General features: G+C 33.3%; 29 protein-coding genes. All 29 read right to left on the minus strand.

Features of this window, described 5'->3' with window-relative positions:
• Positions 1–82: 82 nt before the first annotated feature.
• The 29 genes from rplQ to rpsJ all read right to left on the minus strand — a co-directional run bounded on the left by rplQ (position 83) and on the right by rpsJ (position 14,002).
• On the minus strand, positions 83–448 hold the full coding sequence (gene rplQ, locus LJD32_RS12590) for a 50S ribosomal protein L17 (RefSeq protein ID WP_022001373.1): 366 nt from the start codon (positions 446–448) through the stop codon (positions 83–85).
• A 31-nt stretch (positions 449–479) separates the two neighbouring features.
• Positions 480–1,424, minus strand: a complete 945-nt coding sequence (locus tag LJD32_RS12595) for a DNA-directed RNA polymerase subunit alpha (RefSeq protein ID WP_032089450.1) — start codon at positions 1,422–1,424, stop codon at positions 480–482.
• A 51-nt stretch (positions 1,425–1,475) separates the two neighbouring features.
• A complete protein-coding gene (gene rpsK / locus LJD32_RS12600) occupies positions 1,476–1,868 on the minus strand; it encodes a 30S ribosomal protein S11 (RefSeq protein WP_022001371.1) in 393 nt (130 codons plus the stop codon).
• A gap of 17 nt (positions 1,869–1,885) precedes the next feature.
• On the minus strand, positions 1,886–2,251 hold the full coding sequence (rpsM, locus tag LJD32_RS12605; RefSeq protein ID WP_227392568.1) for a 30S ribosomal protein S13: 366 nt from the start codon (positions 2,249–2,251) through the stop codon (positions 1,886–1,888).
• An 18-nt stretch (positions 2,252–2,269) separates the two neighbouring features.
• Entirely contained in the window at positions 2,270–2,383 is a 114-nt protein-coding gene (rpmJ, locus tag LJD32_RS12610; protein ID WP_022001369.1) for a 50S ribosomal protein L36, read from the minus strand.
• A 27-nt stretch (positions 2,384–2,410) separates the two neighbouring features.
• On the minus strand, positions 2,411–2,632 hold the full coding sequence (gene infA, locus LJD32_RS12615) for a translation initiation factor IF-1 (RefSeq protein WP_022001368.1): 222 nt from the start codon (positions 2,630–2,632) through the stop codon (positions 2,411–2,413).
• A 19-nt stretch (positions 2,633–2,651) separates the two neighbouring features.
• Positions 2,652–3,398, minus strand: coding sequence for a type I methionyl aminopeptidase (map, locus tag LJD32_RS12620; protein WP_227392569.1), 747 nt, complete (start codon positions 3,396–3,398; stop codon positions 2,652–2,654).
• A 126-nt stretch (positions 3,399–3,524) separates the two neighbouring features.
• A complete protein-coding gene (gene secY, locus LJD32_RS12625; protein ID WP_032089448.1) occupies positions 3,525–4,817 on the minus strand; it encodes a preprotein translocase subunit SecY in 1,293 nt (430 codons plus the stop codon).
• A 1-nt stretch (position 4,818) separates the two neighbouring features.
• Positions 4,819–5,259, minus strand: coding sequence for a 50S ribosomal protein L15 (gene rplO, locus LJD32_RS12630; RefSeq protein ID WP_032089447.1), 441 nt, complete (start codon positions 5,257–5,259; stop codon positions 4,819–4,821).
• Positions 5,260–5,273: 14 nt separating this feature from the next.
• Positions 5,274–5,453: a 50S ribosomal protein L30 gene (gene rpmD, locus LJD32_RS12635; RefSeq protein WP_022001364.1), complete on the minus strand. Its 180-nt coding sequence runs from the start codon at positions 5,451–5,453 to the stop codon at positions 5,274–5,276.
• A gap of 12 nt (positions 5,454–5,465) precedes the next feature.
• Entirely contained in the window at positions 5,466–6,026 is a 561-nt protein-coding gene (gene rpsE / locus LJD32_RS12640) for a 30S ribosomal protein S5 (protein ID WP_022001363.1), read from the minus strand.
• A gap of 12 nt (positions 6,027–6,038) precedes the next feature.
• Positions 6,039–6,395, minus strand: coding sequence for a 50S ribosomal protein L18 (rplR, locus tag LJD32_RS12645; protein ID WP_022001362.1), 357 nt, complete (start codon positions 6,393–6,395; stop codon positions 6,039–6,041).
• 27 nt (positions 6,396–6,422) lie between these two features.
• Positions 6,423–6,968, minus strand: a complete 546-nt coding sequence (rplF, locus tag LJD32_RS12650) for a 50S ribosomal protein L6 (RefSeq protein ID WP_032089446.1) — start codon at positions 6,966–6,968, stop codon at positions 6,423–6,425.
• Positions 6,969–6,996: 28 nt separating this feature from the next.
• Positions 6,997–7,392, minus strand: coding sequence for a 30S ribosomal protein S8 (gene rpsH, locus LJD32_RS12655; RefSeq protein ID WP_022001360.1), 396 nt, complete (start codon positions 7,390–7,392; stop codon positions 6,997–6,999).
• Between the two features lie 36 nt (positions 7,393–7,428).
• The gene (locus LJD32_RS12660) at positions 7,429–7,614 is read right to left on the minus strand and encodes a type Z 30S ribosomal protein S14 (RefSeq protein ID WP_003536834.1); all 186 of its coding nucleotides are present in this window, start codon (positions 7,612–7,614) and stop codon (positions 7,429–7,431) included.
• Positions 7,615–7,628: 14 nt separating this feature from the next.
• The gene (rplE, locus tag LJD32_RS12665) at positions 7,629–8,168 is read right to left on the minus strand and encodes a 50S ribosomal protein L5 (RefSeq protein WP_022001359.1); all 540 of its coding nucleotides are present in this window, start codon (positions 8,166–8,168) and stop codon (positions 7,629–7,631) included.
• Positions 8,169–8,185: 17 nt separating this feature from the next.
• The gene (gene rplX / locus LJD32_RS12670) at positions 8,186–8,524 is read right to left on the minus strand and encodes a 50S ribosomal protein L24 (RefSeq protein WP_032089445.1); all 339 of its coding nucleotides are present in this window, start codon (positions 8,522–8,524) and stop codon (positions 8,186–8,188) included.
• A 13-nt stretch (positions 8,525–8,537) separates the two neighbouring features.
• The gene (rplN, locus tag LJD32_RS12675) at positions 8,538–8,906 is read right to left on the minus strand and encodes a 50S ribosomal protein L14 (RefSeq protein WP_032089444.1); all 369 of its coding nucleotides are present in this window, start codon (positions 8,904–8,906) and stop codon (positions 8,538–8,540) included.
• A gap of 25 nt (positions 8,907–8,931) precedes the next feature.
• Positions 8,932–9,192, minus strand: a complete 261-nt coding sequence (rpsQ, locus tag LJD32_RS12680) for a 30S ribosomal protein S17 (protein WP_022001356.1) — start codon at positions 9,190–9,192, stop codon at positions 8,932–8,934.
• A gap of 12 nt (positions 9,193–9,204) precedes the next feature.
• Complete coding sequence (gene rpmC, locus LJD32_RS12685; RefSeq protein WP_022001355.1) at positions 9,205–9,399, minus strand: 50S ribosomal protein L29; 195 nt, start codon at positions 9,397–9,399, stop codon at positions 9,205–9,207.
• A 2-nt stretch (positions 9,400–9,401) separates the two neighbouring features.
• On the minus strand, positions 9,402–9,812 hold the full coding sequence (rplP, locus tag LJD32_RS12690; protein WP_022001354.1) for a 50S ribosomal protein L16: 411 nt from the start codon (positions 9,810–9,812) through the stop codon (positions 9,402–9,404).
• 2 nt (positions 9,813–9,814) lie between these two features.
• Positions 9,815–10,468, minus strand: coding sequence for a 30S ribosomal protein S3 (rpsC, locus tag LJD32_RS12695; RefSeq protein ID WP_022001353.1), 654 nt, complete (start codon positions 10,466–10,468; stop codon positions 9,815–9,817).
• An 11-nt stretch (positions 10,469–10,479) separates the two neighbouring features.
• The gene (gene rplV / locus LJD32_RS12700; RefSeq protein WP_022001352.1) at positions 10,480–10,812 is read right to left on the minus strand and encodes a 50S ribosomal protein L22; all 333 of its coding nucleotides are present in this window, start codon (positions 10,810–10,812) and stop codon (positions 10,480–10,482) included.
• Between the two features lie 15 nt (positions 10,813–10,827).
• Positions 10,828–11,106, minus strand: coding sequence for a 30S ribosomal protein S19 (gene rpsS / locus LJD32_RS12705; RefSeq protein ID WP_022001351.1), 279 nt, complete (start codon positions 11,104–11,106; stop codon positions 10,828–10,830).
• A 17-nt stretch (positions 11,107–11,123) separates the two neighbouring features.
• Entirely contained in the window at positions 11,124–11,957 is an 834-nt protein-coding gene (gene rplB, locus LJD32_RS12710) for a 50S ribosomal protein L2 (protein ID WP_022001350.1), read from the minus strand.
• 56 nt (positions 11,958–12,013) lie between these two features.
• The gene (gene rplW, locus LJD32_RS12715; RefSeq protein ID WP_022001349.1) at positions 12,014–12,304 is read right to left on the minus strand and encodes a 50S ribosomal protein L23; all 291 of its coding nucleotides are present in this window, start codon (positions 12,302–12,304) and stop codon (positions 12,014–12,016) included.
• Complete coding sequence (rplD, locus tag LJD32_RS12720; RefSeq protein ID WP_022001348.1) at positions 12,304–12,927, minus strand: 50S ribosomal protein L4; 624 nt, start codon at positions 12,925–12,927, stop codon at positions 12,304–12,306. The genes rplW and rplD overlap by 1 nt, the downstream gene beginning before the upstream one ends.
• A 22-nt stretch (positions 12,928–12,949) precedes the next feature.
• Positions 12,950–13,672: a 50S ribosomal protein L3 gene (gene rplC, locus LJD32_RS12725; RefSeq protein ID WP_022001347.1), complete on the minus strand. Its 723-nt coding sequence runs from the start codon at positions 13,670–13,672 to the stop codon at positions 12,950–12,952.
• 21 nt (positions 13,673–13,693) lie between these two features.
• A complete protein-coding gene (rpsJ, locus tag LJD32_RS12730) occupies positions 13,694–14,002 on the minus strand; it encodes a 30S ribosomal protein S10 (RefSeq protein ID WP_022001346.1) in 309 nt (102 codons plus the stop codon).
• Between the last annotated feature and the right edge of the window lie 517 nt (positions 14,003–14,519).

Consider the following 14,519-nt stretch of genomic DNA (forward strand, 5'->3'; position numbering starts at 1 on the left):
TGAGTTTTTATATACTATTTTTTCTGACGCATCCAAATTCTTAATAGATAAAAAAGGACTGAATTTCTTCAGTCCAACATCATTATTTAGTTAATGATAAGATTGCCATTGGTGCATTATCACCTTTACGGTTATATGTTTTTAAGATAGTAGTATATCCACCATTAACATCTTTGAATTTAGGTGCAACGTCATCAAATAAGATTTGAACAGCTGTTTTTCCAGTTGCTTCATCAACAACTTTGTGCATATCTGCAGCAGCTTGTCTTCTTGCATGTAAGTCTCCACGTTTACCTAAAGTAATTAATTCATCAACAACACTACGAACTTCTTTAGCTCTTGTTACAGTTGTTTCAACTTTTCCGTATACAATAACTTCAGTAGCTAAACTACGTAACATAGATTTTCTAATATCTGAAGTGCGTCCTAATTTTCTATTTTTAGCCATGAGATTAACGCTCCTTTTCGAGTATTCTGAATTAATCGATAGGTTTAAATCCTAAACCTAATTCAATTAATTTTTCTTTAACTTCTTTTAATGATTTTTTACCTAAGTTTCTTACTTTAATCATGTCATCTTCTGATTTAGAAGCAAGATCTTGAACTGTTTGAATACCAGCTCTCTTTAAACAGTTATATGAACGAACAGATAAATCTAATTCTTCGATAGTCATATCTAATACTTTATTTGTAGTATCATTTTGAGTTTCAGACATAACTTCCATATTCATAGCCATATCAGTTAATTCAACAAACATATTTAAATGTTCAACTAAAATTTTTGCTGCTAATGAAATAGCTTCAAATGGTTTTAGCGAACCATTAGTTTCAACTTCTAATACTAATTGATCATACTTAGCACTTTCTCCAACACGAGTTGGTTCTACAGAGTAAGCAACTTTTTCAATTGGTGAAAAGATTGAATCTGTTGGAATAACACCAAGAGTGTTAATATTTACTTTATTTTGATCAGCAGATACATATCCACGATCTTTTTTAGCAAATAATTCCATATATAAGTGACCACCTTCTGCAACATGTGCAATTACCATGTCATTTGAAATCATTTTGACTTCAGCTGGACATTGAATATCAGCACCAGTTACAGTAGCAGGACCTTTTACATCAATAATCATTGTAGCAGTGTCTTCACTGTCTACATCAAAAACTAATTTCTTAATATTTAAAATCATTGCTGTGACATCTTCAACGACACCATCAATTGCGGAAAATTCATGGATTGCTCCTTGAACTTTGATTGCATAAACAGCAGAACCAGGTAAAGAAGAAAGTAATACTCTTCTTAAGGCATTACCTAAAGTAATACCAAATCCTCTTTCTAATGGTTCAATGACGAACTTACCATAATTTTCAGTTTCGTCATAATGATCTATATTAAAGTTTGCTTTTTCGAATTTATGCATATGTTCCCTCCTCTATAGGAATGTTTTGTATTCTAATTTACTACAATAATACTATCCACGAGGACGTTTTGGTGGACGACAACCGTTATGTGGAATTGGTGTTACATCATTAATTGAAGTAACTTCTAATCCAGCAGCTTGTAAAGCTCTAACTGCTGCTTCACGTCCTGGTCCTGGACCTTTTACATTTACATCTACAGTTTTTACTCCATGTTCCATAGAAGCTTTAGCTGCAGCTTCTGATGCCATTTGTGCAGCAAATGGTGTTGATTTTCTTGATCCTTTGAAACCTAATGCTCCAGCACTTGACCAAGTTAATACATTACCATGTTCATCAGTAATTGTTACAATAGTATTATTGAAAGTAGAATGAACGTGTGCAACACCTTTTGCAATATTTTTTCTTACACGTTTTTTACCACGTGTTTGTTTTACTCTAGCCATTTCCTTTCAACCTCCTATTATTTTTTCTTTCCTGCGATTGGTCTAGCTTTACCCTTACGAGTTCTAGCATTAGTTTTAGTTTTTTGACCACGAACAGGAAGTCCTTTACGGTGACGCATACCTCTGTAGCTTCCGATTTCCATTAAACGTTTGATGTTTAATTGAACTTCTCTACGTAAGTCACCTTCAACTTTAATTTTTTCAACTTCTTTTCTGATTTTTGTAACTTCTTCTTCAGTTAAATCTTTAACTCTTATATCTTCACTGATACCAGTAGCTTTTAAGATTTCTTTAGCTGTAGATTTACCGATACCATATACATAAGTTAATGAGATAACAACACGTTTATCACGTGGGATATCTACACCTGCAATACGAGCCATTTTGTTTCCTCCTAAATACTAACCTTGTCTTTGTTTATGTTTTGGGTTTTCGCAAATAATCATTACGCGCCCTTTTCTTTTAATTACTCTGCATTTATCACACATTGGTTTTACAGATGGTCTTACCTTCATCCTGTCTACCTCCTTTTGGAAGATTTTTTATTTATGTCTAAATGTAATTCGCCCACGTGTTAAATCATATGGAGATATTTCAACGGTAACTCTATCCCCCGGTAAAATGCGAATGTAGTGCATACGGATTTTACCAGAAACGTGAGCAAGAATTTCCACTCCATTTTCTAAAGCCACTTTAAACATTGCATTTGGTAATGTTTCTAAAACAGTAGCTTCTACTTCAATAACGTCATCTTTTTTTGCCATCGTTCTTCAACTCCTTTTATTAAAGTTTTGTAAGAATTCTATAACCGTCATCAGTAATGACGATTGTATGTTCATAATGAGCAGCTAACGAATGATCCTTTGTAATAACAGTCCACCCATCATCAAGAGTAACTGTTTCTTTTGCTCCTAAATGTGCCATTGGTTCAATAGCCAAACACATACCTTTTTTTAATCTAGGACCTCTCCCAGGAGCTCCGTAATTAGGAACAGCGGGATCTTCGTGAACGTTTGTTCCAATCCCATGACCAGTATAATCACGAGGAGTAGTACATCCGTTTTTAGTAAGATATTCTTCAATTGCATGTGAAATATCAGAAAGTCTAACTCCTGGTCTTACTTGTTCTAATCCAGCAAATAAAGCACCTTCACAAACATTCATAAGTCTTTTTGTTTCATTGCTTACATTTCCTACTGCATAAGTCCAAGCACTGTCACCATGATATCCTTTGTAACATGCTCCAACATCAACTGAAATAATATCTCCATCTTTTAGCTTTCTATTACTAGGTATTCCATGTACTACAATTTCATTAATTGAAGTACATACACTATTTGGAAAACCATAAAGATGTAGAAAGGAAGGTGTTGCACCATGTTCCCTAATTATTTTATCACAAATTTGATCAATTTCGTTAGTAGTTATTCCCGGTACAATAACTTCTTTCAATTTTTCATGAACTAAAGCAACAATTCTACCTGCTTCAGTCATTAATTCAATTTCTCTATCATCTTTAGTAATTATCATTAATAAACCTCCAGGCTTTCATCGATATCATAAAGACGTTAAACATAACTTCTTAACTTTGATAACTGCTTCTTCAAAATTAATTTATTTCTTTAGATATTTATGAATCCATAAAAGAAATCATTATTATTTACGAATATAACCATGATATTCTTTTCTAGTAATATATGTTTTGATTTGTTTTACTGTTTCAAGTGCAACTCCTGTAACGATAATCAAACCAGTACCACCAAGTGATAGGTTTGCATTTTCAGTTTGTGTCCAAATAATTGGAGTAATAATTGGAATTGCAGCAATAATACATAAAGTAAGCGAACCAGCAACAGTTACTTGATTAAGAACTCTTTTAATGAAGTTCTTAGTTTCAATACCAGTTCTTACACCAGGTATTGATCCACCATTTTTCTTCAAATCATCACTAATTTTTTCAGCATCAATTTGTAAGTTTGAATAAAAGAAAGTAAATCCTATAATCATTAAAATATATAAACAGAAACCAACAGGTTCTTGATAATTAAATATAGTATTTATCATCTTAGTTGTACTAGATGCTTTCATGAAACTTACTATTGTTCTTGGTGCTGCTAGTACTGAAGAAGCAAAGATTACTGGTAAAACACCTGAACTATTAATTTTAATAGGCATATGTGTTTGTTCCCTAGTTCTCATTGTTACACTTGTACTAGATGCATAATTGACTGGGATTTTTCTTATTGCGCCTTCAGTAAATACTACAAAGACTACAATTGAAAGATAAACCACAACAAATAATACATACCAAGCAATATCTAACCACATTCCACTATCATAAGTGACGAGGTTATCATAAGTTGTTAAGAATGCATTTGGTAAGTTTGAAACAATTCCTGTAAAGATTAGTAATGAAACACCATTACCAATTCCTTTTTGAGTAATTTGATCACCTAACCAAATAGCTAACATACTTCCAGCCATCATAATGAGCACTACATAAATATATGACCAGATTGAAGTATCAACTAATATATTATAACTTGTATCAAAGGCATAAGTTAAAACTCCACCTTGTAACGCAGCTAATAATAAAGTTAATACACGAGTAACACGGTCTTTTTTCTTCTTACCTGTGTTACCTTCTTTACGCCAGCGTGTTAACGCTGGAATAACATCCATCGATAATAATTCAATTATAATAGATGATGTAATGTATGGTGAAACACCTAAAGCGAAAAGAGAAAATCTTTCCAAGGTACCTCCACCAAGTAAATTCATGATTCCGAAAATTCCATTTGTAGCATCACTACTACTTAATGAACCTACATTAACACCTGGAATTGTAATTCCTGCACCTAAACGGTACACGAATAAAATTCCAAGTGTGAAAATGACTTTTCGACGAAGCTCACCCTTTTTGAATACATTCTTCAAAAAAGTTAACATCTTAAATCACCTCAGTTTTTCCACCTGCAGCTTCAATTGCGGCAACAGCTGATTTAGAGAATTTAGCAGCTTGAACAGTTAATTTCTTTTCAATAGCTCCATTTCCTAATACTTTAACACCATCTAATTCTTTTTTGATGATTCCTGCTTCTTTTAACGCAGCAGCGTTAACTGTTGCACCATCTTCAAATTTATTTAAAGTTTCAAGATTTACGATAGCATATTCTTTACGAGTAAAGTTTGTAAATCCTCTTTTAGGTAAACGCATGAATAATGGAGTTTGTCCACCTTCGAATCCTGGCTTTTTACCTCCACCAGATCTAGCTCCTTGACCTTTTTGACCTCTACCTGCTGTTTTACCATTTCCTGAACTTGTACCACGTCCAACACGTTTTCTTGCTTTACGAGCACCTTCAGTATATTGTAATTCGTGAAGTTTCATTGTTACACCTCCTATTATTTTTCTTCAACTGTTACTAGGTGTCCAACTACTCTAATCATACCTTGAGTAGTAGGGTTATTTTCTAATTCAACAGTTTTATTAATTTTAGTTAAACCTAAAGCTTTAAGAGTCTTTCTTTGATTTGGTAAGCAACCAATTGGACTCTTTTTAAGTGTAATACTTACTTTTGCCATTTTGTTTGCCTCCTATCCAAAAATTTCATCAACAGTTTTTTCTCTTAATTCAGCAACTTCATTAACTGTTTTTAATGAAGCTAATCCTTGCATTGTTGCTCTTACCATGTTGATTGGTGTTCTAGAACCAATACATTTAGATAAGATATCACGGTAACCAGCTAATTCAACAACAGCACGAACTGGTCCACCAGCGATGATTCCAGTACCTTGAGATGCTGGTTTAATAAATACATTTCCTGATCCGTAAACACCGTTTACTTCATGAGGAATAGTACCATGTACAGAAGGTACTTTGATAACATTACGTTTAGCATTTTCACATGCTTTTCTGATTGCATCAGGTACTTCGTTAGCTTTACCAGTACCAAATCCAACTCTACCTTTTCTATCTCCAATAACAACTAAAGCAGCAAAACGCATTCTACGTCCACCTTTTACTACTTTTGTTACACGGTTAATAGTAACAACACGTTCTTCAAATTCTTTTTCTTCTCTTCTTGGTGCTCTTCTTTGACCATTTCTTCTTGGTTTTCTTTCACCATTGTTAGTTCTTGGTTTACGTTGTTCCATATTGACCTCCTTCTAGAATTCTAATCCAGCTTCTCTAGCAGCTTCTGCTAATGCTTTTACACGACCATGATAAATATATCCACCACGATCAAATACTACATTTTTAATTTCTTTTGCAATTGCTCTTTCTGCAATTTCTTTACCTACTGCAGTTGCAGCAGCAATGTTTCCACCGTTTTCTAATTTCATTTCAACGCTTGATGCGCTAACTAATGTAACACCATTGACATCATCAATAATTTGAGCGTGAATATGAGCATTTGAACGGAAAACATTTAAACGTGGACATTCTGGAGTTCCACTAATTTTTCTACGAACTCTAGCATGACGTTTTAAACGTACATCATTACGAGATTGTAATTTAGCCATAAAGATAGCTCCTTTCTTACTCTTAGACTACTTCTTACCAGCAGTTTTTCCTTCTTTTCTGATGATTCTTTCATCACTATATTTGATACCTTTTCCTTTATAAGGTTCAGGTTTTTTCTTAGATCTAATTAATGCAGCCATTTGACCAACACGTTCTTTATCAATTCCAGAAACTACGATAGTATTTGGATTTGGAGTTTCAACTTTAACTCCTTCTTCAGCTTCGATTTCAACTTGATGTGAGAAACCGATATTTAATACTAATGTATTTCCTTTCATTTGACCACGGTATCCAATACCAACGATTTCTAATGTTTTAGAATATCCATTATGAACACCTTCGATCATGTTAGCAAGTAAAGCTCTTGTTGTACCATGTAATTGTTTTACATGTTTTTCTTCACTACTTCTTACTACAGTAATTTCATTACCTTCTTGTTTGAATGAAATTGCTGGAGAAAATTGTTTCACTAAAGTCCCTTTTGATCCAGTAACTGTTACTGTGTTATCATCAGCGATTTCAACAGTTACTCCTTCAGGTACAGTGATAATTTTATTACCGATACGAGACATCAGTTATACCTCCTGTATAATTTTTTTATTACCAGATATATGCTAATACTTCTCCACCAACTTGTTTAGCTCTAGCTTCTTTATCAGTCATTAAACCTTGTGAAGTTGATAGAATAACAATACCTAAACCATTTAATACTCTAGGAATTTCGTTTACTTTTGCATATACACGTAACCCTGGTTTAGAAATTCTTTTTAAATCAGTGATTACTTTATCTTTTCCTCTATATTTTAAAGTGATAATAATGTTTGATTCAGCACCTTCGCCTTCAACTTTATATCCTTTAATGAACCCTTCATTTTTTAAGATTTCAGCAATTCCAACTTTTAATGTTGAAGTAGGAATACTTACTTCTTCTTTTAACGTATTATTTGCGTTACGGATTCTTGTTAACATATCTGCAATTGGATCTGTCATTACCATTTGCGTGTCCTCCTTCCAATACGGATTATTTTATCATTACCAACTTGCTTTTTTTACACCAGGAATTTCACCTTTATAAGCTAATTCGCGGAAGCAAATTCTGCAAAGTTTGAACTTTCTAATTACTGAATGTGGTCTACCACAACGTTCACAACGTGTGTATTCACGTACTTTATATTTTTGAGGACGTTGTTGTTTCACTTTCATTGATGTTTTAGCCATTTATTAAGTCCTCCTTATTTATGGAAAGGCATTCCTAATTGAGCTAATAACTCATGACCTTCTTCATCAGTTTTAGCTGTTGTTACGAATACGATATCCATTCCTCTTAATTTGTTTACTTTATCAAAATCAATTTCAGGGAAGATTAATTGTTCTTTAACACCTAAAGTATAATTTCCTCTTCCATCGAATGAGTTATTTGATACACCTCTAAAGTCTCTTACACGAGGTAAAGATACATTTACTAATTTATCTAAAAATTCATACATTCTTTCACCACGTAAAGTGACTTTACAACCGATTGCTTGACCTTCTCTTAATTTGAAACCAGCAATTGATTTTTTAGCTCTAGTGACAACTGGTTTTTGACCAGTAATTAATGTTAATTCATTAACTGCATCATCTAATAATTTTGAATTAGATACTGCATCACCAACACCAATATTTAATACGATTTTTTCGATTTTTGGTGCTTGCATTTTAGAAGAATAATTGAATTTTTCCATTAACGATTTAACTACTTCGTTTTCATAACGTTCTTGTAAACGATTCATTTGCTATCTCCTTTCAATTATTTCTTTTTCTTAGAATCAACTTCTGCACCTGTTTTTTTGTTAACACGTACTTTAGTTTTCTTTCCATTTTCATCTACAGATACTTTATATCCTAATTTAACTGCAGATTTTGATTTTGAATCATAGAATGCAACATTAGAAACATGAATTGGAGCTTCTTTGTTAACGATTCCACCTTCAGGATCAGCTTGTGAAGGTTTAACATGTTTTGTTACCATGTTTACTCCTTCAACGATTACTCTTTCTTCTTTAGCAAGAACTTGTAACACTTCACCTGTCTTACCTTTATCTTTACCTGCGATAACTACAACAGTATCACCAACACGGATTTTCATGTGCCACGCCTCCTTATAATACTTCTGGAGCTAATGATACGATTTTCATGAAATCAGCATCTCTTAACTCTCTTGCAACTGGTCCAAAGATACGAGTCCCTCTTGGAGACTTGTCATCTCTGATAATAACACAAGCGTTATCATCAAATTTGATGTAAGATCCGTTTTCACGTCCTACAGCATATTTAGTTCTAACGATAACAGCTTTTACTACTTCACCTTTTTTAACAGTACCATTTGGAGCTGCTTGTTTAACTGTTGCTACAACAACATCTCCAATACTACTTGTTTTTCTATTTGACCCACCTAAGTTACGAATTACTAATACTTCTTTAGCACCAGTATTATCAGCAACTTTAAGTCTACTTTCGTTTTGAATCATTCCGGTTACCTCCTTTTAGAGTTTATTAAACTGTTTCTGCTTTTTTTACGATTTCTACTAAACGGAAACGTTTTGTAGCAGATAATGGTCTTGTTGACATGATTTTAACTGTATCTCCAACTTGAGCAGTGTTGTTTTCATCATGTGCATGAAATTTTGTAGATGATTTCATACGTTTACCATATAACTTATGTTTTACATGTGTTTCAACTAGCACTGTAATAGTTTTATCCATTTTAGTAGATACAACTGTACCAGTATAAACTTTACGATTATTTCTTTCCATTTGTATCTCCTCCTATTGGTTTAATTCTCTTTCTCTAATCACTGTTTTAATACGAGCGATTGTTTTACGAACTTGTCTAATACGTGCAGTGTTTTCTAATTGTCCTGTAGCTTGTTGGAATCTTAATCCAAAAAGCTCTTTTTTGTATTCTTCAACTTTAGCTAATAAAGCTTCAGTATCTAATTCTCTAATTTCTTGCGCTGTCATAACTATTCACCCTTTCCAATGATTTTACATTTAATAGGTAATTTATGAGATGCAAGTCTTAAAGCTTCTCTTAATGTAGCTTCATCTAAACCAGCAACTTCAAATAATACTCTACCAGTTTTAACTACTGCTACCCATTCTTCTGGAGAACCTTTACCTGATCCCATACGTACTTCTAATGGTTTTTTAGTTTTAGCTAAATGAGGGAAAATTCTAATCCATACTTTACCACCACGGTTCATATAACGGTTGATGGCAATACGTGCTGCTTCAATTTGACGAGAAGTAATCCAAGCACCTTCAGTTGCTACTAAACCAAATTCACCAAATGATACTTTGTCTCCACCTTTAGTTCTACCTTCGTAGCTAACACGGTGAGGTCTTCTGTATTTTGTTCTTTTAGGCATCAACATGATTATTTATCCCCTTTCTTTTTTTCAGGAAGGATTTCTCCCTTACAAATCCAAACTTTAACTCCTAATTTACCATAAGTTGTATCTGCTTCTGCAGTCGCATAATCGATATCAGCTCTTAAAGTATGAAGAGGGACATTCCCTTCAGAGTAACCTTCAGCACGAGCCATATCAGCTCCACCTAAACGTCCTGAAACATTAGTTTTAATTCCTTTAGCTCCAGCTCTCATTGCTCTTTGAATAGCACGTTTTTGAACAGTTCTAAAAGATGCACGATTTTCTAATTGTTCTGCAATATTGTTTGCTACTAATTGAGCAACAACATCTGGATTTTTAATTTCAACAATGTTAATGAAAACTTGTTTACTACTTACTAATTTAGATACTTCTTTTCTTAAAGCATCAACTGCTTCACCATCTTTACCGATAACTACACCAGGTCTAGATGTGTGAACAAAAATTGTTACACGATTTTTTGATCTTTCGATTTCAACTTTTGCTACTGAAGCTGTTTTAAGTTTTTTAAGAATATAATCACGAACTTTAATATCTTCATGTAATAAACCAGCGAAATCTTGATCATTTGCGTACCATCTTGAATCCCAATTACGGTTAACACCAACACGTAAACCTACTGGACTTACTTTTTGACCCATTCTAGTACCTCCTATCTTTCATCAACCACACAAGTAATGTGGCATGTTCTTTTTAAAATTCTTGTTCCGCTACCTTTAGCTCTTGCAGCGAATCTTTTTAAAATTGGACCTTCATCAACGAAGATTGCTTTAACATATAATTTTTCTGCATCTGCATCATTGTTGTATACTGCATTTTGAGCTGCAGATTTAACAACTTTTGAGATTGCAGGAGAAGCAGCTTTATTAGTATATTCTAAGATACCAAGTGCTTCTTTAACTGTTTTACCTCTTACTAAATCAACTACTAATCTTGCTTTTTGAGGTGATACACGAATTGTTTTAGCTACTGCTTTTGCTTCCATGTTCTATTCTCCTCTCTATTTCTTTCCTTTTTTATCGTCAGCATCATGACCATGGAAAGTTCTAGTTGGAGCGAATTCTCCTAATTTATGACCAACCATGTCTTCAGTAACGTAAACAGGAATATGTTCTTTTCCGTTATATACTGCAAATGTATGTTCGATAAATTGAGGGAAGATTGTTGAACGTCTTGACCAAGTTTTGATAACTTCTTTTTTACCTGATTCATTTAACGCTTCTACTTTTTTCATTAAATGAGCATCAACAAATGGTCCCTTTTTTAAACTACGTGCCATTTTTTCTTTCCTCCTTATTATTTACCATTGCGACGACGTACGATTAATTTAGTCGAAGCTTTTTTGTTCTTTCTAGTTTTAACACCCATAGCTTTTTTACCCCAAGGAGTCATTGGTGCTTTACGTCCGATAGAAGTTCTACCTTCCCCACCACCATGAGGGTGATCATTAGGGTTCATTACAGAACCACGAACTGTAGGTCTAACACCTTTCCATCTCATACGTCCTGCTTTACCATAGTTTACTAAACCATGATCTTCATTTCCTACTACACCAACTGTAGCTCTACATACTGATAATAATTTTCTAACTTCACCAGATGCAAGTCTTACAGTTACATATTTTCCTTCTTTACCTAAGATTTGAGCAGACACACCAGCAGATCTTGCGATTTGTCCACCTTTTCCAGGTTGCATTTCAATATTGTGAATTACAGTACCTTCAGGCATATTTCCCATTGGTAATGCGTTACCAACTTTGATATCTGCTTCTTCACCAGAAATGATTTCCATTCCTACTTCTAACCCTTTTGGAGCTAAAATATATCTTTTTTCACCATCTACATAGTTAATTAATGCGATGTTTGCTGATCTATTTGGATCATATTCAATAGTTGCAACTTTACCTGGGATATTATCTTTATTTCTTTTGAAATCGATAATACGGTATTTTTGTTTGTGTCCACCACCATGATGACGAGTTGTGATCACACCTTGGTTGTTACGTCCACCGTTTTTAGATTTTTTTGCAACTAAAGATTTTTCAGGTTTATTAGTTGTAATTTCTTCATAAGTTAATGAAGTCATATTACGACGACCGTTTGTCACTGGCTTATATGTTTTAATTGCCATCTTTAGTTTCCTCCTGTTTTTCTTATCTGGAACGAGTTATTCCAATATTTTATCAATTAATCTTCATCAAAATAATTGATTGAGTTTCCTTCAGCTAATTTAACGATAGCTTTTCTTCTTTTGTTAGTTTTACCTTCATATCTACCCATTCTTTTAGCTTTAGGTTTAACATTCATGATGTTAACTTTTTCAACTTTTACATTGAATAATTTTTCAACTGCGATTTTAACTTCTGTTTTGTTAGCGTCTAAATCTACATCGAATGTATATTTATTTTCTTCAGTTTGAAGAGCTAATGACTTTTCAGTAAGTACTGGTTTTTTTAATACATCTGTCATGTGTGCCATTATGCTAATACCTCCTCAACAGCTTTAATTGCAGCTTCAGTCATAATTAACTTATCGCTGTTTAAGATATCATAAACATTAACATGTTTAGCATCTAATAACTTAACTCCTGGAATATTGCTTGCTGATTTTTCAACATTTAATGTGATTTCATCAACAACGATTAATGTTTTTACTGGAGCATTTAAGTTTTCTAATACTTTAACCATTTGTTTAGTTTTTGGAGCTTCGAATGAAATTCCATCGATTGCTGTAAATTCATTATCTTGAACTTTTGAAGATAATGCTGATTTTAAAGCTAATCTTCTAACTTTACGGTTTAATTTGAATTTATAACTTCTTGGTGTAGGACCGAAGACAACTCCTCCACCTCTCCATTGTGGAGCACGTGTTGAACCTTGTCTAGCTCTACCTGTACCTTTTTGACGCCATGGTTTTCTTCCACCACCAGCAACTTCAGTACGGTTTTTAACTTTATGTGTACCTTGTCTTAAAGATGCTCTTTGTAATAAGACCATATCAAACATAGCTTGTTTATGTGGTTCAATACCGAAAACTGCTTCATTTAATTCTAAGTCTTTAACTTCTGCACCTTCTTGGTTAAATACTTTTACGTTAAGCATTCTCATTTCCTCCTTCTTCAAATTATTCTGCAGCAGCTGCTTCTACAGCTTCTTCTACTACAGTTTCTTCAACTTCTTCTGGAGTGTAATCTACTAATTCATGTACTGGATTTACTTGACCAGCTTTTTTGATAGCAGTTTTAACAACAACTAAACCTTTTTTAGGTCCTGGTACTGAACCTTTGATTAATAATAAGTTGTTTTCTGGATCTACTGCTACAACTTCTAAGTTTTGAATTGTACGAGTTACATGTCCCATTTGTCCTGGTAATTTTTTACCTGGAGCGATTCTGTTTGGAGCGATTGGTCCCATTGAACCAACAATTCTATGAGCTCCTGAACCATGTCCTTTAGGACCAATATGTTGTCCATGTCTCTTAATAACACCTTGATAACCTTTACCTTTTGAAGTTCCTGTTACATCTACGACTTCACCAGCTACGAAGCTATCAACAGTAATTTTATCTCCAACTTCATAACTCATCATTTCGTCATAACGAAATTCTTTAATGAAGCGCTTAGGAGCTGTGTTAGCTTTGTTTGCAATTCCTTTTTCAGCTTTGTTTGCTAATTTTTCTCTTTTATCTTCGAAACCAACTTTTACAGCATCATAACCATCAGTTGCAACTGTTTTCTTTTGTAATACTACATTTTCAGTAGCTTCTACAACAGTAACTGGGATTAAAACACCATCAGTAGTGAAGACTTGAGTCATTCCAATCTTACGACCTAAGATTCCTTTCATGAGTTACACCTTTTACCTTTCTTATAATTTAATTTCAATATCTACACCGCTAGGTAATTCTAATCTAGTTAAAACATCAACTGTTTCTGGTGTAGGATTCACAATGTCGATTAAACGTTTGTGAGTTCTGATTTCAAATTGTTCACGTGAATCTTTATATTTGTGAACAGCTCTAAGGATTGTATATACTTCCTTTTCAGTAGGTAATGGTACTGGACCAACTACTTGAGCACCTGATTTTTTTGCAGAAGAAATAATTTTTTCTGCTGACGCATCTAGAATTTTATGATCAAATGATTTTAATCTAATTCTGATTTTATTATTTGCCATGATATTCTCTCCTTTCAAATTCTTATAGGATTTGATTCACTCGTTACGAATTACCTGAAACATGCCGTTTCATGACAACGCTTTTCGGTGTTTCAGCAACCTCGCACTTCTCCGTGACATCAACATGGGTATTATATGATAATTATACCCTTAATGCAATACTTTTTTTTATTTTTTTATAAAAAAATTTACAAAGAAATAATTTTGGATAAATAACCATCTTATTAATAGAATAGATACTAATTTTGAACTTTTAGCTTTTATTATTTAATAAAAATAATCGTTCATAAATGGATAGTTATTAAAGCAAGTTACCTCTAAATGAAATAATCAATAAAAAATAGATCAATGCTTACATTTGATCACTATAAAAAATAGAATATTTAATATCAATAATCAAATACATACTAAAAAAGCCATACCACAATAGTATGACCTGTCAAGGATCATGTAAAAACATAAAAAAAAAGAAGGAACTGGCAACGAGCTATTTTCGCACAATGTACTATCTTCGCCG

It is taken from the genome of Faecalibacillus sp. TM498 (genome assembly GCF_020589955.1).
Classification (GTDB): Bacteria; Bacillota_I; Bacilli_A; order Erysipelotrichales; family Coprobacillaceae; genus Faecalibacillus; species Faecalibacillus intestinalis.

Excerpts from the sequence above, each read along its gene's own strand:
- rplX (WP_032089445.1), bottom strand. The coding sequence starts at position 8,524 with ATGAAAATCCGTGTTGGTGATACTGTTGTAGTTATCGCAGGTAAAGAT.
- rpsH (WP_022001360.1), bottom strand. The coding sequence starts at position 7,392 with ATGGTAATGACAGATCCAATTGCAGATATGTTAACAAGAATCCGTAAC.
- LJD32_RS12660 (WP_003536834.1), bottom strand. The coding sequence starts at position 7,614 with ATGGCTAAAACATCAATGAAAGTGAAACAACAACGTCCTCAAAAATAT.
- rplB (WP_022001350.1), bottom strand. The coding sequence starts at position 11,957 with ATGGCAATTAAAACATATAAGCCAGTGACAAACGGTCGTCGTAATATG.
- rpsK (WP_022001371.1), bottom strand. The coding sequence starts at position 1,868 with ATGGCTAGAGTAAAACAAACACGTGGTAAAAAACGTGTAAGAAAAAAT.
- rpsQ (WP_022001356.1), bottom strand. The coding sequence starts at position 9,192 with ATGGAAAGAAATAATCGTAAAGTTTATACTGGTACAGTTGTATCTACT.
- rpsC (WP_022001353.1), bottom strand. The coding sequence starts at position 10,468 with ATGGGTCAAAAAGTAAGTCCAGTAGGTTTACGTGTTGGTGTTAACCGT.
- rpmD (WP_022001364.1), bottom strand. The coding sequence starts at position 5,453 with ATGGCAAAAGTAAGTATTACACTTAAAAAGAGTCCAATTGGTTGCTTA.
- rplE (WP_022001359.1), bottom strand. The coding sequence starts at position 8,168 with ATGAATCGTTTACAAGAACGTTATGAAAACGAAGTAGTTAAATCGTTA.
- rplW (WP_022001349.1), bottom strand. The coding sequence starts at position 12,304 with ATGGCACACATGACAGATGTATTAAAAAAACCAGTACTTACTGAAAAG.
- rpsM (WP_227392568.1), bottom strand. The coding sequence starts at position 2,251 with ATGGCTCGTATTGCAGGTGTAGATATCCCACGTGATAAACGTGTTGTT.
- rplD (WP_022001348.1), bottom strand. The coding sequence starts at position 12,927 with ATGCTTAACGTAAAAGTATTTAACCAAGAAGGTGCAGAAGTTAAAGAC.
- rplP (WP_022001354.1), bottom strand. The coding sequence starts at position 9,812 with ATGTTGATGCCTAAAAGAACAAAATACAGAAGACCTCACCGTGTTAGC.
- rplO (WP_032089447.1), bottom strand. The coding sequence starts at position 5,259 with ATGAAACTTCACGAATTACAATATACTGAAGGTGCTCGTAAAGCAAGA.
- rpmJ (WP_022001369.1), bottom strand. The coding sequence starts at position 2,383 with ATGAAGGTAAGACCATCTGTAAAACCAATGTGTGATAAATGCAGAGTA.
- secY (WP_032089448.1), bottom strand. The coding sequence starts at position 4,817 with ATGTTAACTTTTTTGAAGAATGTATTCAAAAAGGGTGAGCTTCGTCGA.
- rplR (WP_022001362.1), bottom strand. The coding sequence starts at position 6,395 with ATGGCTAAATTACAATCTCGTAATGATGTACGTTTAAAACGTCATGCT.
- rpsS (WP_022001351.1), bottom strand. The coding sequence starts at position 11,106 with ATGGCACGTAGTTTAAAAAAGGGACCATTTGTTGATGCTCATTTAATG.
- rpsJ (WP_022001346.1), bottom strand. The coding sequence starts at position 14,002 with ATGGCAAATAATAAAATCAGAATTAGATTAAAATCATTTGATCATAAA.
- LJD32_RS12595 (WP_032089450.1), bottom strand. The coding sequence starts at position 1,424 with ATGCATAAATTCGAAAAAGCAAACTTTAATATAGATCATTATGACGAA.
- map (WP_227392569.1), bottom strand. The coding sequence starts at position 3,398 with ATGATAATTACTAAAGATGATAGAGAAATTGAATTAATGACTGAAGCA.
- rpsE (WP_022001363.1), bottom strand. The coding sequence starts at position 6,026 with ATGGAACAACGTAAACCAAGAACTAACAATGGTGAAAGAAAACCAAGA.
- rplN (WP_032089444.1), bottom strand. The coding sequence starts at position 8,906 with ATGATTCAAAACGAAAGTAGACTTAAAGTTGCTGATAATACTGGTGCT.
- rplF (WP_032089446.1), bottom strand. The coding sequence starts at position 6,968 with ATGTCTCGTATCGGTAATAAAATTATCACTGTACCTGAAGGAGTAACT.
- rplQ (WP_022001373.1), bottom strand. The coding sequence starts at position 448 with ATGGCTAAAAATAGAAAATTAGGACGCACTTCAGATATTAGAAAATCT.
- rplC (WP_022001347.1), bottom strand. The coding sequence starts at position 13,672 with ATGAAAGGAATCTTAGGTCGTAAGATTGGAATGACTCAAGTCTTCACT.
- rpmC (WP_022001355.1), bottom strand. The coding sequence starts at position 9,399 with ATGACAGCGCAAGAAATTAGAGAATTAGATACTGAAGCTTTATTAGCT.
- infA (WP_022001368.1), bottom strand. The coding sequence starts at position 2,632 with ATGGCAAAAAAAGATGACGTTATTGAAGTAGAAGCTACTGTTTTAGAA.
- rplV (WP_022001352.1), bottom strand. The coding sequence starts at position 10,812 with ATGGAAGCAAAAGCAGTAGCTAAAACAATTCGTGTATCACCTCAAAAA.